Below are 24,052 nucleotides of genomic sequence, written 5' to 3'. Positions count from 1 at the left end.
CTGCCCGGAGGTGCCTGCGCTCGATCATGCTGCGTTAAAAGTCAGCTCAGAATGCTCATTGACTAAAGTCAACTCCGCTTCTTCGCAGACTTTTGCCTTGCCTGATCATCGCTCGGCGACCTCCAGACAGAACCTTATTTTTGAGGTGATTCTTATGTCTGGTCTGATTCTGGAAAACGTCGAGAAACATTACGGCTCGGCCTGCGCGGTAACGGATGTGAACCTGCATTTGCCCGAGGGCAAGCTGGTGTGTTTCCTCGGCCCTTCGGGCTGTGGCAAAACCACGTTGCTGCGCATGATTGCCGGCCTTGAAAGCCTGACCGGCGGCGAGATCCGCCTGGACGGTGAAGACATCGGCAACACCCCGGCGCACCTGCGCAACTTCGGCATGGTGTTCCAGTCCCTGGCACTGTTCCCGCACATGACCGTGGGCGAGAACATCGCCTATCCGCTGAAACTGCGCGGGGTCGGCAAGGCCGATCAGCAGAAGCGGGTGGTGGAATTGCTGGAACTGATCCAGCTGCAACCGATGATCAATCGTCCGGTGGCCAAGCTCTCCGGCGGCCAGCGTCAGCGCGTGGCGATTGCCCGGGCGATTGCCTCGCACCCGAAGATCCTGCTGCTCGACGAACCGTTGTCGGCGCTGGACGCCAAGCTGCGCGAGTCGATGCAGGTGGAAATCCGTCAACTGCAACAACGCCTGAACATCACCACCATCATGGTGACCCACGACCAGCGCGAGGCCATGACCATGGCCGATATCGTGGTGGTGCTGGGTGAACATCGGGTGCAGCAAGTGGGCACGCCGATTGAAATCTACCGGCACCCGGCCAATGAGTTCGTCGCCGATTTCATCGGCTCGGGCAACATCTTCCCGGCCACGGCGCTGGGCAACGGCAAGGTCTGCCTGCCGGGTGGCGATGCGCTGCAAGTGCCGATCTGCACGAGTATTGCGGCAGGGGAGAAGTTGAAGATGCTGATTCGTCCTGAAGACCTGCAACTGTCGGCACCCCAGGCGACCGCAGGCAACCGCTTGCTGGGCAAGGTGACGTTCGTGCGCGATATCGGCGCGACCATCGAGACCACGGTGGAGTGTTCCGGGGTGTCGTTTACCGCGCTGAGCACACCATGTCAGGGCTTCGGCCTGAGCATCGGGCATCCGGTGTCGGTGACGTTGCCGGCGGAGGCTTGCCGGGTACTCGGGGCCTGATCCGGATTTGATGTTGGCCTTGCTGGCCTTATCGCTGGCAAGCCAGCTCCTACAGGGTATGTGGCGTTCACAGAACCTGTGGGAGCGGGCTTGCTCGCGAAGGGGTCAGCAGCCACACCAAAAATTCCGGATCAGACTGACAACCGCAACCGCGCCAGATCCCTTAACGGCGGCGCGCCGAACAACCGGCTGTACTCCCGGCTGAACTGCGAAGGGCTTTCATAGCCGACGCGATACCCCGCCGCCGAAGCCTCCAGCCCTTCGGCCAGCATCAGCCGCCGCGCTTCCTGCAGGCGAAGCTGCTTTTGATATTGCAACGGACTCATCGCCGTCATCGCCTTGAAACGGTGATGCAGCGTCGACACGCTCAGGTTCACTTCCTTCGCCAGATCATCGATGCGCAACGGCTGCTCGAAGTTGCCGTTGAGCCATTTGATCGCCTGGCTGATGCGATGGCTTTGACTGTTGGCGATGGCGATTTCGTACAGCCGATGCCCCTGTTTGCTGCGCAACAGTCGATAGAGGATCTCCCGGCGAATCAGCGGCGCGAGCATGGCGATGTCTTTGGGCGTGTCCAGTAGTCGTGCCAGACGCAGCACCGCATCAAGCATGGCGGTGTCGAGTCGTTCGACATACAGCCCGCGCCCGGTCGGCCGGGTGGGTACGCCGAGGGGGCCGGCGTCGGCGATCAATGCAGTGATTTCCGCCGGGTCGATGTCCAGGCGCAAGGCCAGGATCGGTTCCTCGGCCGAGACATCCACCACCCGTCCACTCAGCGGCATCGAGACCGAGACCACCAGGTAGTTCAACGGGTCGTAGTTGAAGTACTCGTTGGCCAACTGAACTTCCTTGCGTCCCTGAGCCATGATGCACAGCGCCGGTTGCGCGAGCACCGGGGCGAACTCGTGGGACTGGCTGTGGCGTGACATGAACAGCGAGGCGATGGCCGTGGCATAACTGCCGTCTTCGGCGGTGTTACGGCGGATGATCGCCGCCAGTTCCGCGCGCTGCTTTTCCATGTCGGTGTCCAGCGGGGCTTGAAAGTGATCGGGCGACGACATGCGAGGCATCCTCGGCAAGGCAGGGTGGGAATGGAGCAGAGCATAAGTTTGTGCAAGTGACAGTGGTAGACACATCCTGCCGGATGCTTGCCTGATTCTGCCTGGGCTCGACCGGCGGTATTAACACTAGAGCCTTGCACCGGAAAAACTTGCTTGAAACTCGTATGGCAGAACCGTGACAGGGTTTTACCGCTTGTTACAGGCTTCCCATGCAGTTTCGCAGGATTGTGCAACGCACCGGCAGGAATCGACTAACGAGACCGGCGTCGCGGCCCTTAACCTTTGATCCTGTCGCAGCCCGTCCCCCGGCTGCCTCGCGACTCCCCGGGAGGGTTGAACATGTCCAAGCAAATCCCCGTCAGTCATATGGCCTTCGTTCGAGCGCGCGCCGGGCGCTCGGTGGAACTTGGTGTGCGCCTCAGTGCCCTGATCGAGCCGTCCCGCGCAGCGCCGGGCTGCCTGAGTTTTGCCTTGCAGCATTCGCAGTGCGATCCGGATCTGTGGCTGGTGTCCGGTTTCTGGAGCAATCAACAGGCCATGACCGCGTACTTCAGCACGCCGGCGATGGAGGTTTTTGCCGAGCTGGTGCAGGACCTGGTGGTCAATAGCCTGGATTTCCATACCTTCAAGGATGTGTCGGCGGCGCAGGCCCTCGGTCAGTCCGCAGTGGCGGTACACAAACTGGCCGGTTGAGGGTTTAATGACAGCATTCTCAACCAGCCAGGATTCGCGACATGGCACGTAAAGCCTTTGAACACTTTGAAGCTGTTTCCGCTGTAGTACCGGGCGAGGGTGGTTACCACGCCGCTATCGCCGTCAAAGCGCTGGGTGGTTCCGGCGCCCCGCGTTTTCACAAAGTGCTGGAAGGCCAGGTCTTCAAGACCGCCCACGAGGCCGATGATGCGGCCGCCAAGGAGCTGACCCGCCTCAAGGACGTCAAGGAAAACACCGACCTGCTCTGGTGATCACTTCACCGCCCCCGGGCGGTACATCTTGAACAACGCCTCAGGCCCCAGCTGGAAATAATCCGCTGGCCCGCCGCCGCGCAGAATCGGTTCTGCCGCGGCGGTGTCGTATATCCCATCCTTCAACAACCATTTGGCGATATGCACGGCGACCACTTCGCCGAGGATCAGCCAGCTCGGCACCACATTGCCGTCCGCCCGTTGCAACTGGATGATCTGCGTGACCTTGCACTCGAACGACACCGGGCTTTCGGCCACTCGTGGCACCTGAATCACCTTCGAGGCAACGGTCGTCAGTCCGGCCAGTTCGAATTCGTTGACCTCAGGCCCGACCATGGCGCAGCTCTGGTTCATCTGCTCGGCCAGCGGCCGCGTGGCCAGGTTCCAGACGAATTCACCGGTCTGTTCGATGTTGTTCAGGCTGTCTTTGCGCCCGACGCTGGAAAAACCGATGATCGGCGGAATGTAGTTGAAGGCGTTGAAGAAGCTGTAGGGCGCCAGGTTCAAACGGCCTTCGGCATTCTGTGAAGAGATCCAGCCAATGGGGCGTGGGCCGACGATGGCGTTGAACGGATCGTGGGGCAGGCCGTGGCCGTTGGCGGGTTCGTAGAAGTGGATGTCGTCGGGCATTGGAGAGAATTTCCGGAGCGGGCTGGAGACGCTCATGGTGCAAGCACGCGCCGCAGATTTCCAGCCGGATTCAGCACTTGAGGTGATGAGGTCAAATGTGGGAGCGGGCTTGCTCGCGAATGCGTCGGCACATCCAGCATCAATGTGACTGATACACCGCTTTCGCGAGCAAGCCCGCTCCCACAGGTTCCATGGTTGACCCGAATACTTCTACGTCCCCCCAATTCCCCTCCACAATCAGCCGATACTTTCAGCGGAACCGGTTTTATCGAAGCCATCGGCGGCATAGGTGCCCGAACGGGCGTGCTCGATGGCAGCGCTGGTGCCGGCACCGTAGGAGGCCGAACCGGTTTTGTCGTAACCGTCGGCTGCAAAGGCATTGGCAGCCAGCACGGAAAGGGTCAGGGCAAGGATCAGTCGGGTTTTCATGACAGGTACTCCAGGTACGTTCGCAATGGGTTCGTTCAGATGCTCTTTCGAGGCCTGTAACGGATATACGTGCGTCCTGTTCATCTGGATGCACTCAGGCGCAGGGTGCGGCCGGTGAATTAACCGATGATTATCTTGCTGGAGGGGGGAGACGAATGGTGGCCTTCGCGAGGTCGCTCGCGAAGGCTCATGGCACTCACCGTTGCAGTGAGTGCCGGTGGACGGTCAGTCCGTCACGATCCGCGAATGCTTGCGGGTGTCTTTCATGGTGACGTACACCAGCAACGACACGGCAATACACGCGGTGACATACCAGTAGTAACCGGTTTCCATGCCGATGCTCTTGAACCACAGCGCGATGTATTCGGCGGTGCCGCCGAAGATCGATACGGTCAGTGCGTATGGCAGGCCCACGCCCAGGGCGCGAATCTCGGTCGGGAACAGTTCGGCTTTCACCACGGCGTTGATCGAGGTATAGCCGCTGACGATGATCAGCGCCGCCATGATCAGGAAGAACGCGCCCCACCAGGTCGTAACGGTGTGCAGGGTGGTGAGGATCGGCACGGTGAACAGGGTCCCGAGGATACCGAAGGCAATCAGGATCGGCCGGCGACCGATTTTATCCGACAGCCCGCCGATGACCGGTTGCAGGCACATGAACAGGAACAGCGTGGCGGCGGAAATGGTGGTGGAGTCGGAAATGCTCATGCCGACGGTGTTCACCAGGTATTTCTGCATGTACGTGGTGTAGGTGTAGAACGCCAGGGTACCGCCCATGGTCAGGCCGACCACGGTCATCAGTTCCTTGGGGTGACGCAGCAAGGTGCGCATCGCGCTTTCCTTGGCTTTCTCTTTTTTGGTGAACGACTCGGTCTCTTCCATGCCGCGACGCAGGTACAACGCAACCACGGCACACAGCGCGCCGATGGCGAACGGGATGCGCCAGCCCCAGGCGTAGAGCTCTTCGGTGGTCAGCAGTTGTTGCAGCACGATCAGCACTGCCAAAGCGATGAGCTGGCCGGAGATCAGGGTCACGTACTGGAAGCTGGAGTAGAAGCCGCGACGCTCCTTGGTCGCCATTTCGCTCAGGTAAGTGGCGGAGGTGCCGTATTCGCCACCCACCGACAGGCCTTGCAGCAAGCGCGCGAACACCAGCAGTATCGGCGCGCCGATGCCAATGACTTCGTAGCTTGGGCTCAAGGCGATCAGCAGCGAGCCGAAGCACATCAGGTACACCGAGGCCATCAGGGCCTTTTTGCGCCCGACCTTGTCGGCATACAGGCCCATCAGCCAGCCACCGATTGGACGCATCAGGAAGCCCACGGCGAAGATCGCGGCGGTGTTGAGCAGTTGGGCGGTGGTGTCGCCTTTGGGGAAGAAAGTCTTGGCGAAGTACAGGGAGAAGGCGGCATAGACGTACCAGTCGTACCACTCGACCATGTTGCCGACGGAACCGCTGAAGATCGATTTGATGCGACTGGAAGTGGTTCTTTCTTTGGCCGGTACGGCAGCCGACCCAAGCGGCAGGGAGTTGGAGTTATCCATTGAAGGATCCTTCATTTAATTGTTTTTGTGGAGCGCGATGAAACGCAGCCTGCCTGGGCTATAGCAGGAGCTGTGCCAACGGGGAGAGGGCCGGTTTAGAGGGGGGAGGGTGTTTCAGTGAGCGGAAATCCGCTTATCTGTGGTTGGTGGTGGGCGGAAAGTTGCTTATTCGGGCTCCTGGGTTTGTATCGCCTGTACCGGCCTCTTCGCGAGCAAGCCCGCTCTCACAATTGATCTGAGACGTACACAAATCTTGTGTTCACTGGAGATCCACTGTGGGAGCGGGCTTGCTCGCGAAGAGGCCAGTTCAGGCGCTACAAAAACATCTCCCGACTCAACCCATGCCGCTGCATCTTTTCATTGAAGGTCCGGCGCGGCAGCTGCAGTTCTTCGAGCACCGCCTTCACATCACCCTTGTGCCGGGTCAACGCCGCACGCAGGCATTGCGCCTCAAACGCTTCCTGCTGCGCCGCCAGTGACTGGCCGGGCTCGATGCCCAGGGGCTCCGGCTCGCCGAGCCCCAATACCTGACGTTCGGCGACGTTCGCCAGTTCGCGCACATTGCCCGGCCAGTCGTGGCTCAATAGATGGCTCAGCTGTGGACCGCTCAACGGTGGCAAGGTCCGCCCCAGGCGTTCGGCAGCGTTGCGGGCAAACGACTCGTAGAGCAACGGGATGTCCTCGCGCCGGTCGCGCAGCGGCGGCAAGCGCAGCTCGGCGACGTTCAAACGATAGGCCAGGTCTTCGCGAAAACGTCCGGCCCGCGCTTCGTCGAGCAGGTCCGGTTTGGTCGCGGCGATGATGCGCAAATCCACGCGGATGCTCTGGTTCGACCCCAGTCGCTCAAGCTTTTGCTCCTGCAACACCCGCAGCAGTTTCACCTGCTGGGCCAGCGGCATGCTTTCGATTTCATCGAGAAACAGTGTGCCGCCGTCGGCGTACTCCAGTTTGCCAATGCGCTTGCCGGACGCCCCGGTGAACGCGCCGCTCTCGTGACCGAACAGCTCGGCCTCGAACAATTGCTCGGGGATGGCCGCGCAGTTGAGTGCGACAAAGGGCTTGTCGGCCCGGGGCCCGAAGTCGTGCAGGCAACGCGCAACCAGTTCCTTGCCGCTGCCGGTTTCACCGCGAATCAGCACGTTGACCGGCAGTGCTGCCAGGTCCAGCACCTGCCGCCGCAGGGTCTGCAAACCCCGGGACACGCCGAGCAGCGTGGCATCCAGTTTGGCGCGGTTGTCCGCCTGCTCGTGCAGCGCACGGTTTTCCAGCACCAGCCGGCGCTTGTCGAGGGCGCGGCGCAGGCTGCCAAGCAGGGTTTCCGGGCTGAAGGGTTTTTCGAGGAAATCGTAGGCACCGTCGCGCATGGCCTCGACGGCCATCGGTACATCGCCGTGGCCGGTCAACAGGATCACCGGCAAATCGGCATCCCGGCGTTGCACCTCGGCCAGCAGTTCCAGGCCGGTCATGCCGGGCATGCGCACATCGCTGAGAATCACCCCGGCAAAGTGCCTGGGCAATTGCGCCAGGCATTCATCGGCGCGGCTGAACAGCTGCACCTCGAAACCCGACAGGCTCAACCATTGCTCAACGGCACTGCGGATGCTGCTTTCGTCGTCGACCACCATCACTGAGTTCAGCATGGTTCATGCACCTCCAGGTCGATGGGCAAGGTCATGGTAAACACGGCACCTTTGTCATGATTGGCGGCACTCAGGCGCCCGCCGGATTCGTGAACGATGGCAAACGATACGGCCAGGCCGATGCCGAGGCCATCGCCCACCGGTTTGGTGGTGAAGAACGGATCGAAGACCTTGGACAGGTTCTCTTCGGCGATACCGCCACCATTGTCTTTCACGCTCAGGCGCCACAATTGCTCGTCGGCTTCCAGGCGGATTTCCAGGCGTTTGCAGGGTTTGTCCTGCATCGCATCGAGGGCGTTGCGCAGCAGATTGATCAGCACCTGTTCCAGACGAATCGCATCGCCGCGCACCCAGGCCGGACGGGTCAGGTGCAACACCGTGCTGACCTGTTCGTCGCGCAACCTTGTGTCGAGCAGTTGCAGCGACTGGTCCACCACCGCCGCCAGGTCCAGGCGTTCGCGCAGACCGCTGGGGCTCTTGCGGGCGAAGGTTTTCAGGTGGCCGGTGAGGGCCGCCATGCGGGTGAGCATCTCATCCACCGGCTTGAGCGCCTTGTAGGCGTCGTCGACGCGGCCGTTGTCGAGCAGCAGGCGCAAGGTCGCCAGCTGCATGCGCTGGGCGGTGAGGGGCTGGTTGATCTCATGGGCCAGGGCGGCGGACATCTGCCCCAGCGCCGCGAGTTTGGCCGACTGCACCAGGCCTTCCTGGGCGGTGCGCAGGTCGCGGGTGCGCTCTTCTACCAGTCGTTCGAGTTCTTCGCGACTGCGCTGGCGCATTTTCGCCAGGCGCCAGCGCTGGTTGAGAAACAGCAGCAGGAACACCAGGGTCAGCCATAGCCCGGCCGCGGCGAGCGCCGCATTGCGGCTGTCTTCGAAGGCGACTTGCGGGCGACGCAGCAGGTGCAGGGTCCAGCCCTCGGCACTCAGCGGCAGGGATTCCCACAGGTAATCCGCCTTGCCGTCCGGACCATCGACCCGAGCCAGGTCACTGTTGTCGTCGAAGCGCCGCAACGATTGAAACTCAAGCGGCGTCAGGGGCTGTTTATCGTACTGGCGGGTGGTCTTGAGTTCGGCATGATCGCTATCGCTCAGCGGCTTGAGCAGGCGGTAGCGCCAGCCCGGCTGGTTGGCGATGAAGATGATCCCGCGCGCATCGCTGACCAGCAGCGTATCGCTGCCCTGACGCCACTCGCGCTCCAGTTCGGGAAATTCCAGTTTCACCACCATGGCGCCAAGGAACTGGCCATCGTCATCGCTGACCGCACTGGAGAGGAAGTAACCGGGAATCCCGCTGGTCACGCCTACCGCGTAAAAACGCCCGGTGCCCTGGGTGCGGGTCTGGTTGAAGTAAGGGCGGAACGCGTAGTTGTGACCGACATAACTGCTGGGCAGGCGCCAGTTGCTGGCCGCAATGGCCAAGCCGTTGCGGTCGAGCAATTCCAGGGTCGAAGATTGGGCCGCGCCGTTGATCTTTTCCAGTTTGCGGTTCAACGCATCCTGCTGCTCGGGGCTCACCGCCCCCCTGAGCGCCGAGCGCAATTCCGGGTCCAGCGCCAGCACGGCGGGCAGGGCACGGTAACGTTCGATCAAGGTATGCAGGGACGTGGCGTACAGCGCCAATTGCTGATTGGCGCGGGCGGCGTCTTCGACCATTGACTGACGCACGGAGTGGCGCACGGCCAGGGTCGCGGCGATGGCGGCGCCGGCGATGATCAACAGGGTGTAGAGCGCCAGGCGCAGGGTTCGGGAGGTCGGGAGCATCGAACGGAAATCGGACAAAAGATAAGAGGCGCAAGATAGCATGCGGACTATCTTGCGCCAGATCTCATCTCACTGTGCCCTGGTGAATATCTTGAGCTTTCAATCGCTCATTTTTTTGCACATTTGTTCCACTTCGGTCTCAAGGCACGAAGGTAAGCCACTTGCCGTACCACTATGCCACGACCGTCGGTAGCAGCCAGCGCTGGCGTATGGCGGTGGATGTTTGCGCTCAATGGATTGTCCAGATGGATTGCCGTTGTGCGGGTGGCGGATCAAACAAGTCGTTTTCGTCAAACGCAATGGTGTACCAGGTGCGATAGCGTTGTTCCCGACGCAACGGTTTTTCTTCTGGTGGATTGCCCTGCAGCATTTTTTTCGCCAGCACAGTGTGTGTCGGCCGGCCGGCGGCGTCGTAGAACTGCTGGTCGTGGTAGCCCGACTCGCGGATCGAGGCGTCGTTGATGTAGCGGTAGGCGCTGGCGAAGTAGGGGCGATAGATCCGCACGGTTTCGCCTTTATTGTTGTACTCGACCCGTTCGCTGACCCGCCAGCGCCGGGCCGCCTGTTCTTCCTTGGGGCGACCGTTTTCGTCGGGCTCAAGTTCGCCTTTGTCGTTGACCACCCAGGCCAGGCCGGGTTCGACCTCCTGTTTGGTTTGCAGGGAGCGTCCGAAGCCATCCCAGCAGGCGATGGCCGCGCGGATTTGCAGCTCCGGATCGCCGGGGTAGCGGTCGGCCTGCAAGGTGACGACATGCACGGGTTCGCGATGCGCGTTGTCGAGGTATTGCTGAAGCTGCCGTTCGTTCGCGGAAGGATTTTGCAGGCCTTCAAGGTGCACACGTGCCCGGCTGCAAAGATGGCCGTCGGGCAATACGAAACCTTCGGCGCGGGCCCAGGCCAGCCAGGGCGCGGGCGCTGCCGGGGGGATTTTGCCCATCCAGCTGAAGGGCGCGGAGAAGTTGGCCGTGGCGTAGTTGTCGATGGCTTTGTTCTTGTCGGCGATAGCGCCTGCCGGGGTGCGGTCCTCAGGTGGCTGGTAACCGCTGAGCGGATGGAAACCGACCTCGACGCCCAGTTCCGTGCCGTAGAAACTGGTCACCAGCACTTCGCCGAACGCGTTGTAGCGAGCCTCCTGGGTGTTTTGATTGGGGTCGATGATGCCTGCTGGCAGGAACGATCGGTAGTCGATATCGAGGATGCCTGTGGTGCAGCCATCCGGCAACGTGACGGCGGTACTCAGGCACCAGTGCTCGTCATACGCGACTGAGGTGATGCCATGGCTTTTGGTCTGCTGGAATTTTTCGACGTTATGGAACCCTTCCAGGCCGTGGTAAGTGGGGAAGCTCTTGCGCACGGACCACAGATAGTTCTTGGCATCGGTCGGGTCTACGGGGTCACCCGCGGGAGCATCCGGCAGGAACAGATCCATGATGTGGTAACCGACTTCGGGTGATTGGAGTTTCTCCTTGAGGTTGAACGGCATGTTGCCGTTTTCGTCCTTGAGCTTGTCGTAGGCGCTCAGGGCGGCGGCATCCAGTTCGGCGGTTTCCAGGTAGTCGGGCAGGGCGGTGAAAATCAGTCGGTCCGGGTCCAGCAATTGGCCGGTGGCCGGGTCCTGATAGCGTTGCAGCGACAAACCGGTCAGCACCGCTTTGCCTGCCCAGGCTCCTGCGTCGGCGGCCCACTCAAGGAGCTTCTCATGGTGGATGTCGACAGGTTTGAGTTCGTTTTTTTCCAGGACCAGCGCATTGCCGCGCTGACGATAGGGCAGGCCCAGGCGCCAGCCGTCAGTGTTTTCCAAATGGCAATGCTCGGCTTTCGCCTCGGTCAGATACCAGCATTGTTGCGCTTCGTCGTGGGCGTCCAGCCACCATTTGTTTTCGTAGTCTTCATCGCTTTCGTCGCCGGGCTGATCGACGTGGAAGGGCGGATTGTCCTTGTCGGTTTTACGCCGGGCGTAGTGCACGACAAAACCATGAGTCAGGCTGCCGAACTTGTCCCACTCCAGGTTGATCGTGTGCTGGACCAGCGGGTCGTCGGCGAGTGTTTTTTCGTACTGGTAAGCGATGCTTTCCAGCGCCAGTGACTGCAACACGGCATAGGGGTGATGTTTACCTTTGGGGCGCAACTGGCGAATGAGAAAGCGGTTCTCCTGCACTGTATAGGGCACAGCCGTTGCGGGATCATCGTCAGCGGCAAAAACCTCTGAGCGCAACACAGAGCCGCTGAGGGCGCGGGCCATCTCGCGGACGAGTTCTTCGTCGGGCTCGATCACTCGTCCCGCCGCGTCGCTGAGGTGATACTCGTGCAGCAGGGTTGCGCGCAAATCGACGGCGTTGGTGTCCCCCCGGTAGTAACTATCGTCACGCATGTCTATGGCTTTGCCCGTATGGAACCAGGTCTTGCTGAGAATCGGCGCAGTGAAGCCCAGGCTTGAACGTTCGGCCACCGAAGCCTCAGTATCGGTTTGCAGCAGCAGGCCAAAACCACGGAACTCACGTTCGAAACTGTCGTAGAAACCCTGGCGGTAAGTGAAGCCCTGGGTCAGTCGATTGCCGGTGATTTCATCGAGCTGGGTCTGCTGGCTGACCAGATGCATGGCAAACGGCAGGTGCGAAACCGGGGCTTTGCCGGCCGCGATCAGCTCGGCTTTTTCATCCAGCCATTCCTGGGCCGAACTGCGGTAGCTCACGCCCGTCACGGCGCCCATATTGTTGTGGCTGGCACTCACCAGATACGGCTTGGCGCTGACGAAATCGTAGCGCCAGTGCCGGGGCTCCATGTGCGGTACGGTCAGGATCAGGCTGGAACAACCCAGCCCTTGCAGGTCGGCGATGCTCACCTGGCAGAGGCGGTCGTAACGCACGCCTTGCGGCCACGGCATTGTCACCGAGGCTTCATCGAAGCCTTCGCCGCCGTGGTTCATGAACACCCGGAATCCGTCGGACTCCAGGTAGATCAGGTCAACGGCACCCGAGCCGTCCAGGTCTGCCAGTCGTACCCGCGATGCATCGAACTCGGCATAGTCGAAGGGCAGGTCGCAAAGCACGAAGCCTTTGCCGAACTTTCCATGACCCAGATTCGGCCAGCATTTGACTTCGTTGTGACGGATGCGCACCAAGTGCTGCGTGCCGCTGCCCAGTGGGTCGCTGAACGCCACCAGTTCGGTCTGGGCATTGCTCAGCAGCGGCAGTGAGTCTTCACCGTGAGGGACGTCGGCCCCTTGGCTGAACCCGACTTCACGACGGCTGGAGTACAACCGCACACTCCGCGGGCCGATCAACGCCAGGTCAGTCAGGCCGTCGCCCACCAGGTCGGCGAGTTGCGCCTTGGGATGAAAAAACTCCGTGGGAAATGCCGCGTAGGCCACGAAGTTCGACCAGGTTCGGTCGGGATTGAGGGTGAAGAAACCGGACAGACCGGGCTGGGCGATGACCCAGTCGAGCTTGCCGTCGCCCGTCAGGTCGCTGAGGGACTGGCGAACCGGTTTGCTGCTGTCGGCCACGGGAATGCCGGGCAATAGCGCCCAGTCGCCATAACTCACTTCATTGCCGCCACTGGCGGCGCGTAGCGGTTCGCGGTAATACCAGGCCTTGTCGCTGCTGAACAGCACGCCGGGCATGCCTTCGCCATACAAGTCCACCAGTTGATAACGCTGGCCATCATTGAGACCGGGCATCTGCGGGAACTCGCGGTAACCCTCGCGCTGCGGATCGAGTTCGAACGGGTTATAGAAGAACTCCATGGGCGGCCGGCTTTCCATCTGTCCCTGATTGTCATACGCCTGGATGTGGGCGGCGGTCAGATGGTTGTAGCCCAGCGGACTCTGGCGATGCTCGAGCAGCAGGCGCTGGACCAGTACCGGGTCGTTACCGAGCTCTTCGGCGAACTGATGAAACATCAGGACCTGACGGCACAGGCGCCGGGAGCCCAGTTCAAAACCGTAGGCGTAGTTCCAGAATGGATCCTTGCGTGGTTCGCCCCAGTCTCCGCGCTCTATACCGGGTAGATCGTACATCGGCACTTGCGTCAGGTCGGCACTGCGTTCGCCGTAATCGAACAGCAGGTGGAAATGCCAGGCCACGTCTTTCCAGCCATTGGCTTTCCATGCATACAGGTTGGCGCTGGCCTGGGCGTTGCCGTACAAGACCCGACGCAGGTAGCGCTGGGCACGGTAGTCACGCAACTGTGGGGCGGTCGGCACATCGACTTCTGCCTGGTACAGGTACACCACATGTTCGCCGCGCAGGTTCAGGCTTTCATCGATCAGCCACACACCGACGCGGGACTTGTCGTTCGAATCGGCCCGGCGTGACGCCTCGGTTTTGCCGTAGCAGTGCAGGCTGCCGTCGGCACCGTGGATCAGCCAGAAGCCCGCCGGATTGTCCGCATCGCCCTCTTTGGTCCAGTGCTCGATCAAATCGAAAGCGCCTTCGACCCGCGGCCAGTAGCGCACGACCTGATGCATGCCGATCTGGACGCCGTTGTACCCGGACACCGCCCTGGAGATCAGTTTGCCGTCATCACTCTTCTCGGGCATCCACACATCACCGCCGGGGCCAACCACCTGGTCGCTGCCATCGTACTTCGGCACGCCTTTGGTGGTGCGCAGGGTGATCGCATTGGTGGTCAGGCGCCAGCCGATGCCGAACGGACTGTTACCGACATCGCTGCTGTAACCCAGGCCCAGGGCCGGGACCATGTCACGATTGGGCGCCTTGCTGATGGGCAGTGGCAGCTCCAGCGACGCCGCACCGGTGGTGCCGACACCGCCCCAGCCCTTGCCGATGCTCTGGATGGCGCCGCCGCCTTTGGGCAGGGCGGGTGCGTTGATTTCGAGGGTGCCCTGCTGTTCAGTCGCCATGGGAGTGTCCGCCGTGACAGAGAATGCATCGAGTGCATTCAAGCTATCAGCGACACGGGCGGCTGTAACCTGTCAGATCTGACAGGTCAGCCGGGATTTATTAGAACAAACGATGCGTGAGCTTCAGCCTTCGATCGCTTTTTATCAGGCGTAAAAAAACCGGTCTGCCGTTGCCAGCAGACCGGTTCTTACTGTGCGCTGTCAGTGCTTACTGAACTTCCACCGCCAGGCTTTCACTGATCTTTTTCTGCCAGATGGCAGGACCGGTGATGTGTACGGACTCGCCCTTGCTGTCGACCGCAACGGTGACCGGCATGTCCTTGACCTCGAACTCGTAGATCGCTTCCATGCCCAGTTCGGCGAACGCCAGCACCTTGGACTTCTTGATCGCCTGGGCGACCAGGTAAGCGGCGCCGCCGACGGCCATCAGGTACACGGCCTTGCTGTCCTTGATCGCTTCGATCGCGGTCGGGCCGCGTTCGGATTTGCCGATCATGCCCAGCAGGCCGGTCTGCTCGAGGATCTGACGGGTGAACTTGTCCATCCGCGTCGCGGTGGTAGGGCCAGCCGGGCCAACCACTTCGTCACCGACCGGATCGACCGGGCCGACGTAGTAGATGAAGCGACCCTTGAGGTCAACCGGCAGGGTTTCGCCCTTGTTCAGCATCTCGACCATGCGCTTGTGCGCGGCGTCGCGACCGGTGAGCATCTTGCCGTTGAGCAGGACGGTTTCGCCCGGCTTCCAGCTCTGCACTTCTTCCGGGGTCAGGGTGTCGAGGTTGACGCGACGGGCCGACGGACCGGCTTCCCAGACGATTTCCGGGTAGGCGTCCAACGGTGGCGCTTCCAGCGAGGCCGGGCCGGAACCGTCGAGCACGAAGTGCGCGTGACGGGTGGCGGCGCAGTTGGGGATCATGCACACCGGCAGGGAGGCGGCGTGGGTCGGGTAGTCCATGATCTTCACGTCGAGCACGGTGGTCAGGCCACCGAGGCCCTGGGCGCCGATGCCCAGCTGGTTGACCTTCTCGAACAGCTCCAGGCGCATTTCTTCAATGCGGTTCTGCGGACCACGGGCTTTGAGCTCGTGAATGTCGATGGATTCCATCAACACTTCCTTGGCCATCACCGCGGCTTTCTCGGCGGTGCCGCCGATGCCGATGCCGAGCATGCCCGGTGGGCACCAGCCGGCGCCCATTTCCGGAACGGTTTTGAGCACCCAGTCGACGATCGAGTCGGACGGGTTGAGCATGGCCATCTTCGACTTGTTCTCGGAACCGCCGCCCTTGGCCGCCACGTCCACTTCCACGGTGTTACCCGGAACGATGGAGTAGTGGATAACGGCCGGGGTGTTGTCCTTGGTGTTCTTGCGAGCGCCCGCCGGGTCGGCGAGGATCGAGGCACGCAGGACGTTTTCCGGCAGGTTGTAGGCGCGACGCACGCCTTCGTTGATCATGTCGTCCAGGCCCATGGTGGCGCCATCCCAGCGCACGTCCATGCCGACACGGACAAACACGGTGACGATACCGGTGTCCTGGCAGATTGGGCGGTGGCCGGTGGCACACATGCGCGAGTTGATCAGGATCTGTGCCATCGAGTCGCGGGCCGCTGGCGATTCTTCGCGCAGGTAGGCCTCGTGCATCGCCTGGATGAAATCCACGGGGTGGTAGTAGGAAATGAACTGCAGGGCGTCGGCAACGCTCTGAATCAGGTCGTCTTGCTTGATCACGGTCATGAGTCGCGCTCCTCTAAAAGACGGGAACATTCAATTAAGGTGCTTGCAGCTTGGGTGCATCGGTCGGTTGCAAGCACCTTTCAAGGCACGCCGGGCATGCTGGCGCGACGCTAAAAAGGCGCGGCAGTATACCGCGCATCAAAGGCCTGCACACGCGCCGACAGTCAATCGTTGGTCGCATAAGCTCCTGCAACCGAGATGACCTTGCCCATGCCGAAAATTGAATGGTCATTTATCGGCCACGCCACTAAAGTGACATACGGTCTGTAGAGTAGGACGCTCTGTCAGTCTCCTTTCATTTGGTGAATCAACGATTGACCCATAACGCCATCCAGCGCCTGTTGCTTAAACGTTTCGCCCTGGCGGCCGGCACCTATGCCCTGGCATTGCTGTTGCTTTGGCTGGCGTTTTTTACTGGTCACTACGACGCGCCGCTTTCCAGTGTCGTCATCGGCAGCGTACTGGTAGTGACCAGTCAGGTCATCCTGTTCGCGGTGTTCTACAGCGGCTACAACCTGCGTCTCGCCGACCCCAGCCTGACCGAGGCGCAAGTGTTGCTGGGGCTGGGTTGGCAAACCTGGCTGATTGCCCATCTGGACGAAGCACGGGGCGCGTTTCTGGTGTTTTACGTGCTGATCCTGCTGTTCGGCCTGTTCCATCTGTCACGCCGGTCTTTTGTACGATGTGCGTTGCTGGTGTTTTGCAGTTTCAGCGCGATCACGTTGTGGGAGGGCTACCACTTCCAGCTGCCTGACCCGGCCATGGCGGTGTTGCAGGTCTGCGTGCTGTTCATCGTACTGGTGTGGCTGGTGCTGTATGCCCGCCATGTCCAGGCCTCGCGACAGCGTATGCGTCAGCGGCGTTTTGCGTTGCAGGCACACCAGGACACATTGCGCGGGATGATGCGTCAGCTCGAAGACCTGGTAGCCACCGACGAGCTGACCGGCCTGTTCAATCGCCGGCATTTCCTGCGCCTTGCTTCCCGCGAGTTGAAAGCCATGGATGCGGGTGTCATGCATGGCCTGGCGTTGATCGATCTTGACCATTTCAAACGCATCAACGACCTGCACGGCCATGCCGCCGGCGATCAGGTGCTGCAAGCCTTTGCCGGCGTAGCCACCGCGTGCCTGCGCGACGGTGATGTTCTGGCTCGCTACGGTGGCGAAGAGTTCGTGGTGCTGCTGCCCGATTGTGATGCCGACAGTCTGACTTCGTGCTGCGAACGACTGCGCATTGCATTCACCGATGTCGAATTGATCGGGCTGAATGTGCGTAACCTCAGCCTGTCCGCCGGCATGACCCTGCTGGAACTGGGCGACGACCTCGATGATGCCCTGCAACAGGCCGATCAGGCGCTCTATCGCGCCAAACGTGATGGCCGCAACCGATGCGCGGCAGCGTGGGAGAACGTCGATGCCTGAACTGCGGGTCGGCGAGCGCCACTGGTCGGTGGCGGCGGGCAGCAATCTGCTCGATGCGCTGAATCAGAACGGCGTGCCGGTGCCTTACAGTTGTCGCGCGGGCAGTTGCCATGCGTGCCTGGTGCAGTGTGTACAGGGGCTGCCGAGCGACAGCCGCCCGGATGCCCTGAGTGCACAGCAGCGTGAACAGGGCTGGCGGCTGGCGTGCCAGTGCCAGGTGGTCGAGGACTTGCAGGTGCATGCCTTCGACCCGCTAGAGGACGGACGCCCGGCCGAGGTTGCGGCCGTCGATTGGTTGAGCGACAGCGTGTTGCGCTTGCGCTTGACCCCGCAGCGACCGTTGCGCTACAGCGCCGGCCAGCATCTGGTGTTGTGGGCGGGCAGCGTTGCGCGGCCGTATTCCCTTGCCAGCCTGCCGGAAGACGACCGCTTTCTGGAGTTTCACCTCGATTGTCGCCTGCCGGGGGAGTTCAGCGATGCAGCCCGCCAGTTGAACATCGGCGATCCGATGCGTCTCGGCGAGTTGCGCGGCGGGGCGTTGCACTACGACCCTGACTGGCACACCCGACCGTTGTGGCTTATGGCGGCCGGCACCGGGTTGGGGCCGTTGTTTGGCGTATTGCGCGAAGCGCTGCGCCACGATCATCAGGGCGCCATCCGTGTCATTCACCTGGCCCATGATGCCGATGAGCACTACCTGGCAAAACCACTGCAAGCCATGGCCGCCAGCCGTCCTAACCTGAGTGTCGAACTGTGGACCCCGGCCGAGTTGCCAGCGGCTTTGGCGCAACTGCGGCTTGTTTCGCGGCAAACCCTGGCCTTACTCTGCGGAGCCCCCGACAGTGTCGACGCCTTCGCCCGGCGCCTGTACCTGGCGGGATTGCCGCGCAATCAACTGCTGGCCGATGTGTTCCTGCCCCGTGGTTGAGCGCTGACTTTCAGACGCGAGACCTGCCATGACCGATGCCATCCAAGTTGAACGCGAACGCGGCCTGTTGACCCTGCGCCTGAATCGCCCGGACAAGAAAAACGCCCTGACCCGCGCCATGTACAGCCACCTGGCCGAAGCGTTGAAACAGGCCGACAGCGACCCCGAGATTAACGCCGTGCTGATCACCGGCTCCGCCGAATGCTTCACCGCCGGCAACGACATCGCCGATTTCATCCAGCAACCGCCGAGTGGCCTCGACAGCCCGGTATTCCAGTTCATGCTCAGCCTGCTTGAATGCCGCAAACCGGTGATCGCCGCCGTGGCTGGAGCGGCGGTGGGCATTGGCACGACGATGTTGCTGCATTGCGATCTGGTCTACGTCAGCCGTGATGCGCGCTTGCGCATGCCGTTCGTCAACCTGGGTTTATGCCCTGAATTTGGTTCCAGCCTGCTCCTGCCGCGCTTGCTCGGGCATGCCAAAGCGGCGGAGTTATTGCTGCTCGGTGAGGGGTTCAATGGTGAACAGGCTGCTGCGTGGGGCATTGCGTCCGAGGCGCTGGGCAGTGGCGAAGAAGTCTTGGCCAAGGCGCGGGAAATGGCGCTGCGCTTCGAGACGCTGCCACCGGAAGCGGTGCGTATCAGCAAGCAATTGATGAAGGCGCCGGATCGCGAGTTGTTGCGCAGGGTGATCGAAGAGGAGGGGGCGTTGTTCACCCAGCGGTTGAGTTCGCCGGAAGCACTGGCTGCGTTGACCGGGTTCATCAAGCGGCATTGAGTCTTTCGCTGACTGTACCGGCCCCTTCGCGAGCAAGCCCGCTCCCACATTGACCGGAGTTGCTAACAAATCATGTGACCAATACAAAACCCTGTGGGAGCGGGCTTGCTCGCGAAGGGGCCCGATCAGTCAACACACCTGTTGGATCAGAAAACAAAAAGCCCCGCCATTCACATGGCGGGGCTTTCGTTTTTCAGCAACCGGTCACTCAGACCATCGGGTCGCCAACGTGCAGGATCTTCATGCCGTTGGTGCCGCCGGTGGTGTGGTAGCTGTCGCCCTTGGTCAGGATGACCCAGTCGCCTTTCTCCACGACGCCGCGCTTGACCAGCTCGTCGATTGCCTTCTGGCTGACTTCGTTCGGTGCCAGCGAAGCCGGATCGAACGGGATGGTGTACACGCCGCGGAACATGGCCGCGCGAGCCTGGGCTTCGCGGTGCGGGGTGAACGCGTAGATCGGCACCGAGGAACGGATGCGCGACATGATCAGCGGGGTGTAGCCACTTTCGGTCAGGGCGATGATCGCTTTCACGCCCGGGAAGTGGTTGGCGGTGTACATGGTCGCCAGTGCGATGCTTTCGTCGCAGCGCTCGAACTCTTTGCCGATGCGGTGGCTGGAGGTCTTGCTGGTCGGGTGCTTTTCGGCACCGACGCAGATACGCGCCATGGCCTGAACGGCTTCCAGCGGGTACAGGCCGGCGGCACTTTCGGCCGAGAGCATCACGGCATCGGTGTAGTCGAGCACGGCGTTGGCCACGTCGGACACTTCGGCGCGGGTCGGCATCGGGTTCTGGATCATCGACTCCATCATCTGGGTCGCAACGATCACAGCCTTGTTGTGGCGGCGTGCGTGCAGAATGATCTTCTTCTGGATGCCCACCAGCTCGGCGTCGCCGATTTCCACACCCAGGTCACCACGGGCAACCATTACCGCGTCGGACGCCTTGATCAGGCCGTCGAGGGTTTCGTCATCGGCCACGGCTTCGGCGCGTTCGATCTTCGCCACCAGCCAGGCAGTGCCGCCGGCCTCGTCGCGCAGTTGACGGGCGTATTCCATGTCGGCGGCGTCACGCGGGAAGGATACCGCGAGGTAGTCGACTTGCATTTCCGCAGCGAGCTTGATGTCAGCCTTGTCTTTTTCAGTCAGGGCCGGAGCGGTCAGGCCGCCACCGCGACGGTTGATGCCTTTGTGGTCGGACAGCGGGCCGCCGATGGTCACGGTGCAGTTCAGTTCGGTGGCAGTGGCGGTATCGACGCGCATCACCACGCGACCGTCGTCGAGCAGCAGCTCGTCGCCCACGCCGCAGTCCTTGACCAGGTCCGGGTAGTCGATGCCGACCACTTGCTGATTGCCTTCGGTCAGAGGATGGCTGGTGGAGAAGGTGAATTGATCACCGATCTTCAGCTCGATCTTCTTGTTGGCGAATTTGGCGATACGGATTTTCGGGCCTTGCAGGTCACCCAGCAGGGCGACGAAGCGACCGTGCTTGGCCGCGAGGTCACGCACCAGCTTCGCGCGAGCCTTGTGCTCGTCGGGAGTGCCGTGGGAGAAGTTCAGGCGGGCGACGTCCAGGCCAGCCAGGATCAGCTGTTCGAGAACTTCCGGCGAGTTACTGGCCGGGCCAAGGGTGGCGACGATTTTGGTACGACGGACGGACATGCAAAGACTCCTGAGTTCAAGCGCTGAGTGAGGCTACTATGCTCCGAAGGTGTAGTCATTGTTCGTTTGCACTACTTTTTCGTGAAGAGCCTGGTTTTTTTGAAGAACCTGGTTATTGCCTTCCTTATGGAGCCAGGCAACTTCTCGCTTCTACAGCCTGAAGATTTCCGACCACGGGTCGATACAGGGTTCAAGACAGGAGATCCCCCATGCGATTCGTGCTCATTGCCGCCCTTGCCATCAGCGTCCTCAGTGTCACGGGCTGCACCCGTTGGTCGATGAACCATCATTTGAACAATGCCTACAGCGCCTATGACCGGGGCAATTGCGAGCAAGTGATGCTCGAGCTATCCAAAGTCGAACGCGACAGCCGCGCGCGGCCTTACGTGTGGCCGGAAGTGTCGATGATGCGCGGCCAGTGCCTGGAACGGCAGAAGATGTTCATCGATGCGGCCCAGACCTACCAGTTCATGATTGACTCGTATCCGCAAAGCGAATACGCCTACCGCGCCCGCGCCCGCCTGGAAACCTTGCAGAGCCTGGGCCACTACCCGATGCGCAGTGCCGCAGCGGCAAAACCGACACAGTACTGATGGCAGGCATCATTCAATCGCTGGTTCCCCGGCGGTGGTGAGCTATAGTCGAATAAACCGGTTCTGGAGCCTTGCCTCTGAACCGGGGCAACACCTGTGACCGGCACAAGCAAGACTCTGCGCTTCAAGAACTGGCGCACCGGAAGCGGGGAGAGCGGGCAAAGACTTATGCGTACCCGTTCCGAAGCAGTAGTGCGGCTCTGCTTAAGAGCCTTGCATAGCGATATTGCACATGTTCACCGACCGCCGAATCGAGCGGCATCAACTGCCGTACTTCCTGAAAGTATTCAACGGCACCACCGACAAACCCATCGGTTTTCTGGGCAACGTCTCTGAAGACGGGCTGATGCTCATCAGCCAGCTGCCGATGATGATCGGCGCGGACTTCAACCTGCGCCTGAAAATTCCCGCCAGCGAAGGTGGCCAGCGGATAATCGACCTGCAAGCCTGTTGCCTGTGGTGCCACGAAGACGTGACCCCCCAACATTACGACGCCGGGTTCAGCCTGCAACGGGCACCGCCGGAGTATGGGCAACTGGTGGAGGCGTTGAAGCAGTATTTCAGTTTTCTGCCGTTGCCGGCTTCAGCCTGACAGCCGTGCTCAGGTCAATGTCGTCCGGAATATTCCCCAGTTCATCCAGTTGAAGACTTCTTTGCCATTCGTCTGAACTGTCATTTGTTACAGGTGCTCTCACGCCAGAAGATGGTGTAGCAATAGCACTGTGGAACAACTGACCGTTTTATGATCGGGGATTTGAAAATGACAACACTTCAAGACGACCAGCATCCGTTGATTGATATTCGTCCGCCCGTCGTTAACAGCCCTAAGGCCGGAGAGGTTTATCGCTCACCTTTTTACGTTGATATTACCCGTGGTGAAGGCGGGACTTACGCTGCGAAGAAGTTCAAAATCCACTTTTATTATGACGGCCCTTATGCAGAAAGAGACGCGCATTTGGGGCGCTATCAGATGGAAATGGATCCAGGCCCTCATGAATTGCATACGCTCGCGGTATGGTACAGCGGTTCACAAAATGAAGAGTCGGATTGGGTATTTATCAAATATTTTTATGTTTTAACCCCACCAGTCGATTGACTTCCACCCTTCGAAATCCTTTAAAAACTGTTCAAGTGCCTTTGGGGAAATGGGCACTCGTTCCTGGGTGCCTGGCATTTTCCAATCGCCTCTGATTACCCACTGCTGGTGAACGCTTTTATTGGAATCAAACGCCGTTCTCAAACTTCAATCCACTTTACCGTTCGTCTGAACTGTCATTTATGGCAGGTGATTTTCGGCGCAGGTAAAGCGTAAAAAAACCACGAAAGGGTAAATGCAAATATCTCCCTTCGTTGCCGCCCGGTGCTCGATCACCCAGACTTTCAGGAGATTTACAATGAGCAACGACTCGACCTCGCCTCTCAAGCAACTCCTGGATCTGACGCCGGGCACAGATGAGCCCGCCGTGCAAAGCAACTACGAGCGCTTCGTCGCGGAAGGCGGCTCGGTTTTCGACCTGCTGAAGTTGGGGCGTCAAGAAGTCGTGGAGACGTTCGGGCTGCACAGCCGCGCTGCCCAGGCATTGCTGGACAAGGCGCGGAGTCTTGCGGTGCATACCGCTCGCGAGTTCCGTGAGCAGCGCCTGGTGACTCATGCACCGCCCAATCCCTTGCATCGCACCGGAATCCGGGCGCTGGTGGATACGCCGACGTTCGACGATTTGTTCGATCCCGATTGGGAGGGTGCCAGCCCCTCGCAAAGTCCGGATTCGAGCATCTCGCCAGCGGCCTATTTCGTGAGGCTGGTCTTGCTGGCCCGGCAGCTGGAAGGTCGCGCGACGGGCGGGGCCGGATTCATCAAGCTGGATACTCGGCGGCCGGACCTGGACGACCTCATCATTGATTCGGTGAGCATGTTCCAGATCAAGCCGACGGTGACCCTGGTCAATGAGGTGCTGGAAAGCATCATCAAATCGTTCATCAGCAACAATTCCGCCCCCGTGAATGCAGACGACAAAGTGGTCGATGACCGCTTGCTGGAAACGCGTTTTCCATTTCGCACCATGCCGTTCGAGTGGTATGCCGAACAATGGAAGCAGGTTCTGGAGGAGAACAAGTTGTCGCTGGGGGAAGTGGTGCGGGCCATTGACCTGACGGCGCCGTATTTCAAGCAATTGGGGGTTCAGGGAAACCTTTCGGACATTGCCCTGCGTCAATCCTGCAATATCGGGCCCCAGGGCCAGCGGATGCTCCTGGAAAACTTTCTGTTTCCCAACAACCCGGACAAAGCAGCGTTCTACAAAAGAGACTTTGGCTCCACTGGGAAGGCATTGTTGGACTCGGTGCACTTCTGTGCCCAGACCTCGATCGATGCGCAGACGCTTACGTCCTTTTTATCGATCGAAGACTGTTTGCCCAAGCTATCGGACAACGTCGCCGCGGGCGTTGTACCCGCGGCCTCCCCCAAGGTTTTTGGCTCAGCGTTCATCAACGATGGTGCAACCGCTGCGATGGACCTCAGTACGCCGGCCAATGGCACGCGCGAATTCACAAACAGTACCGATAACCGCTTTGAACGCATGAGCCGGATGTTGCGTCTGAGCCGTTGGTTGAAATTGCCTGTGGAGCAAACTGATCGTCTGGTCATGGCCGCAATCCGGGCTGAGCAACGGGCCGACCTCGTCGATTCGCAAGACCTGGCAGATGCGCCGAAGCGGATCACCAACAATACCCTTCGGGCGATCGGTCTGTTCCAGGAGTTTCGTCTGCGCTTCAAGTGCACTGACCACCCGGCATAACTGGCAGTGGCTCGACCTCAGACACCCGGAGACGATATCCA

Annotated in this window: 19 protein-coding genes; 10 read left to right on the top strand and 9 right to left on the bottom strand. The window is 60.7% G+C overall.

Going from position 1 to position 24,052, the window contains the following annotated elements; all coding sequences use genetic code 11:
- Positions 1–154 precede the first annotated feature (154 nt).
- Positions 155–1,210 (top strand): ABC transporter ATP-binding protein, encoded by a 1,056-nt coding sequence (locus tag AC06G5_RS24375; RefSeq protein ID WP_413425218.1) that lies wholly within the window; start codon positions 155–157, stop codon positions 1,208–1,210.
- A gap of 131 nt (positions 1,211–1,341) precedes the next feature.
- Here the strand turns inward: AC06G5_RS24375 and AC06G5_RS24370 are convergent, their stop codons facing one another.
- Positions 1,342–2,271: an AraC family transcriptional regulator gene (locus AC06G5_RS24370; RefSeq protein WP_413425220.1), complete on the bottom strand. Its 930-nt coding sequence runs from the start codon at positions 2,269–2,271 to the stop codon at positions 1,342–1,344.
- Between the two features lie 339 nt (positions 2,272–2,610).
- On the opposite strand from AC06G5_RS24370, the gene AC06G5_RS24365 reads away from it, so the two are divergent.
- Positions 2,611–2,964: a putative quinol monooxygenase gene (locus tag AC06G5_RS24365; protein ID WP_413425222.1), complete on the top strand. Its 354-nt coding sequence runs from the start codon at positions 2,611–2,613 to the stop codon at positions 2,962–2,964.
- A gap of 41 nt (positions 2,965–3,005) precedes the next feature.
- Complete coding sequence (locus AC06G5_RS24360) at positions 3,006–3,236, top strand: hypothetical protein (protein ID WP_085714463.1); 231 nt, start codon at positions 3,006–3,008, stop codon at positions 3,234–3,236.
- Here AC06G5_RS24360 and AC06G5_RS24355 read toward each other — a convergent pair whose 3' ends face one another.
- The 7 genes from AC06G5_RS24355 to AC06G5_RS24325 form a co-directional block, all read right to left on the bottom strand.
- The gene (locus AC06G5_RS24355) at positions 3,237–3,866 is read right to left on the bottom strand and encodes a flavin reductase family protein (protein WP_413425224.1); all 630 of its coding nucleotides are present in this window, start codon (positions 3,864–3,866) and stop codon (positions 3,237–3,239) included.
- A 237-nt stretch (positions 3,867–4,103) separates the two neighbouring features.
- A complete protein-coding gene (locus AC06G5_RS24350) occupies positions 4,104–4,295 on the bottom strand; it encodes a hypothetical protein (RefSeq protein ID WP_480458488.1) in 192 nt (63 codons plus the stop codon).
- 225 nt (positions 4,296–4,520) lie between these two features.
- Positions 4,521–5,840: an MFS transporter gene (locus tag AC06G5_RS24345; protein WP_413425228.1), complete on the bottom strand. Its 1,320-nt coding sequence runs from the start codon at positions 5,838–5,840 to the stop codon at positions 4,521–4,523.
- A gap of 314 nt (positions 5,841–6,154) precedes the next feature.
- The gene (locus AC06G5_RS24340; protein WP_413425230.1) at positions 6,155–7,480 is read right to left on the bottom strand and encodes a sigma-54-dependent transcriptional regulator; all 1,326 of its coding nucleotides are present in this window, start codon (positions 7,478–7,480) and stop codon (positions 6,155–6,157) included.
- Positions 7,474–9,240 carry an ATP-binding protein gene (locus AC06G5_RS24335; RefSeq protein WP_480458485.1) on the bottom strand — a complete coding sequence of 589 codons (1,767 nt, stop codon included), beginning with the start codon at positions 9,238–9,240 and terminating at the stop codon, positions 7,474–7,476. Before AC06G5_RS24335 ends, AC06G5_RS24340 begins: the two co-directional genes overlap by 7 nt.
- Positions 9,241–9,469: 229 nt before the next feature.
- Positions 9,470–14,104 (bottom strand): SpvB/TcaC N-terminal domain-containing protein, encoded by a 4,635-nt coding sequence (locus tag AC06G5_RS24330; protein ID WP_480458483.1) that lies wholly within the window; start codon positions 14,102–14,104, stop codon positions 9,470–9,472.
- Positions 14,105–14,312: 208 nt separating this feature from the next.
- A complete protein-coding gene (locus AC06G5_RS24325; protein WP_413425234.1) occupies positions 14,313–15,836 on the bottom strand; it encodes a fumarate hydratase in 1,524 nt (507 codons plus the stop codon).
- 314 nt (positions 15,837–16,150) lie between these two features.
- Here AC06G5_RS24325 and AC06G5_RS24320 point away from each other — a divergent pair, with 314 nt between their 5' ends.
- Genes AC06G5_RS24320 through AC06G5_RS24310 form a run of 3 tightly spaced genes read left to right on the top strand, consistent with a single transcriptional unit; the run spans position 16,151 to position 18,963 of the window.
- Complete coding sequence (locus AC06G5_RS24320) at positions 16,151–17,257, top strand: GGDEF domain-containing protein (protein ID WP_413425236.1); 1,107 nt, start codon at positions 16,151–16,153, stop codon at positions 17,255–17,257.
- Complete coding sequence (locus AC06G5_RS24315; RefSeq protein WP_413704091.1) at positions 17,250–18,185, top strand: iron-sulfur-binding ferredoxin reductase; 936 nt, start codon at positions 17,250–17,252, stop codon at positions 18,183–18,185. The genes AC06G5_RS24320 and AC06G5_RS24315 overlap by 8 nt, the downstream gene beginning before the upstream one ends.
- Positions 18,186–18,213: 28 nt before the next feature.
- On the top strand, positions 18,214–18,963 hold the full coding sequence (locus AC06G5_RS24310; protein ID WP_413425240.1) for an enoyl-CoA hydratase-related protein: 750 nt from the start codon (positions 18,214–18,216) through the stop codon (positions 18,961–18,963).
- Positions 18,964–19,171: 208 nt separating this feature from the next.
- Here the strand turns inward: AC06G5_RS24310 and pyk are convergent, their stop codons facing one another.
- A complete protein-coding gene (gene pyk / locus AC06G5_RS24305) occupies positions 19,172–20,623 on the bottom strand; it encodes a pyruvate kinase (protein WP_413425242.1) in 1,452 nt (483 codons plus the stop codon).
- A 209-nt stretch (positions 20,624–20,832) separates the two neighbouring features.
- Between pyk and AC06G5_RS24300 the strand changes: the two genes are divergently transcribed.
- The 4 genes from AC06G5_RS24300 (at position 20,833) to AC06G5_RS24285 (ending at position 24,011) form a co-directional block, all read left to right on the top strand.
- The gene (locus tag AC06G5_RS24300) at positions 20,833–21,216 is read left to right on the top strand and encodes a tetratricopeptide repeat protein (protein ID WP_413425244.1); all 384 of its coding nucleotides are present in this window, start codon (positions 20,833–20,835) and stop codon (positions 21,214–21,216) included.
- A gap of 232 nt (positions 21,217–21,448) precedes the next feature.
- Positions 21,449–21,808, top strand: coding sequence for a PilZ domain-containing protein (locus AC06G5_RS24295; RefSeq protein WP_413704092.1), 360 nt, complete (start codon positions 21,449–21,451; stop codon positions 21,806–21,808).
- Between the two features lie 168 nt (positions 21,809–21,976).
- The gene (locus tag AC06G5_RS24290) at positions 21,977–22,312 is read left to right on the top strand and encodes a hypothetical protein (protein WP_413425248.1); all 336 of its coding nucleotides are present in this window, start codon (positions 21,977–21,979) and stop codon (positions 22,310–22,312) included.
- A gap of 298 nt (positions 22,313–22,610) precedes the next feature.
- The gene (locus AC06G5_RS24285; protein ID WP_480458480.1) at positions 22,611–24,011 is read left to right on the top strand and encodes a Tc toxin subunit A; all 1,401 of its coding nucleotides are present in this window, start codon (positions 22,611–22,613) and stop codon (positions 24,009–24,011) included.
- Positions 24,012–24,052 lie beyond the last annotated feature (41 nt).

The sequence above is a fragment of the Pseudomonas sp. WT-JTC genome (assembly GCF_056711565.1).
This window is presented reverse-complemented; position numbering and strand designations above follow the sequence as displayed.

Bases quoted from the DNA above. Each gene is read 5' to 3' on its own strand.
- AC06G5_RS24375 (WP_413425218.1), top strand. From the start codon at position 155: ATGTCTGGTCTGATTCTGGAAAACGTCGAGAAACATTACGGCTCGGCC.
- AC06G5_RS24370 (WP_413425220.1), bottom strand. From the start codon at position 2,271: ATGTCGTCGCCCGATCACTTTCAAGCCCCGCTGGACACCGACATGGAA.
- AC06G5_RS24365 (WP_413425222.1), top strand. From the start codon at position 2,611: ATGTCCAAGCAAATCCCCGTCAGTCATATGGCCTTCGTTCGAGCGCGC.
- AC06G5_RS24360 (WP_085714463.1), top strand. From the start codon at position 3,006: ATGGCACGTAAAGCCTTTGAACACTTTGAAGCTGTTTCCGCTGTAGTA.
- AC06G5_RS24355 (WP_413425224.1), bottom strand. From the start codon at position 3,866: ATGCCCGACGACATCCACTTCTACGAACCCGCCAACGGCCACGGCCTG.
- AC06G5_RS24350 (WP_480458488.1), bottom strand. From the start codon at position 4,295: ATGAAAACCCGACTGATCCTTGCCCTGACCCTTTCCGTGCTGGCTGCC.
- AC06G5_RS24345 (WP_413425228.1), bottom strand. From the start codon at position 5,840: ATGGATAACTCCAACTCCCTGCCGCTTGGGTCGGCTGCCGTACCGGCC.
- AC06G5_RS24340 (WP_413425230.1), bottom strand. From the start codon at position 7,480: ATGCTGAACTCAGTGATGGTGGTCGACGACGAAAGCAGCATCCGCAGT.
- AC06G5_RS24335 (WP_480458485.1), bottom strand. From the start codon at position 9,240: ATGCTCCCGACCTCCCGAACCCTGCGCCTGGCGCTCTACACCCTGTTG.
- AC06G5_RS24330 (WP_480458483.1), bottom strand. From the start codon at position 14,104: ATGGCGACTGAACAGCAGGGCACCCTCGAAATCAACGCACCCGCCCTG.
- AC06G5_RS24325 (WP_413425234.1), bottom strand. From the start codon at position 15,836: ATGACCGTGATCAAGCAAGACGACCTGATTCAGAGCGTTGCCGACGCC.
- AC06G5_RS24315 (WP_413704091.1), top strand. From the start codon at position 17,250: ATGCCTGAACTGCGGGTCGGCGAGCGCCACTGGTCGGTGGCGGCGGGC.
- AC06G5_RS24310 (WP_413425240.1), top strand. From the start codon at position 18,214: ATGACCGATGCCATCCAAGTTGAACGCGAACGCGGCCTGTTGACCCTG.
- pyk (WP_413425242.1), bottom strand. From the start codon at position 20,623: ATGTCCGTCCGTCGTACCAAAATCGTCGCCACCCTTGGCCCGGCCAGT.
- AC06G5_RS24300 (WP_413425244.1), top strand. From the start codon at position 20,833: ATGCGATTCGTGCTCATTGCCGCCCTTGCCATCAGCGTCCTCAGTGTC.
- AC06G5_RS24295 (WP_413704092.1), top strand. From the start codon at position 21,449: ATGTTCACCGACCGCCGAATCGAGCGGCATCAACTGCCGTACTTCCTG.
- AC06G5_RS24290 (WP_413425248.1), top strand. From the start codon at position 21,977: ATGACAACACTTCAAGACGACCAGCATCCGTTGATTGATATTCGTCCG.
- AC06G5_RS24285 (WP_480458480.1), top strand. From the start codon at position 22,611: ATGAGCAACGACTCGACCTCGCCTCTCAAGCAACTCCTGGATCTGACG.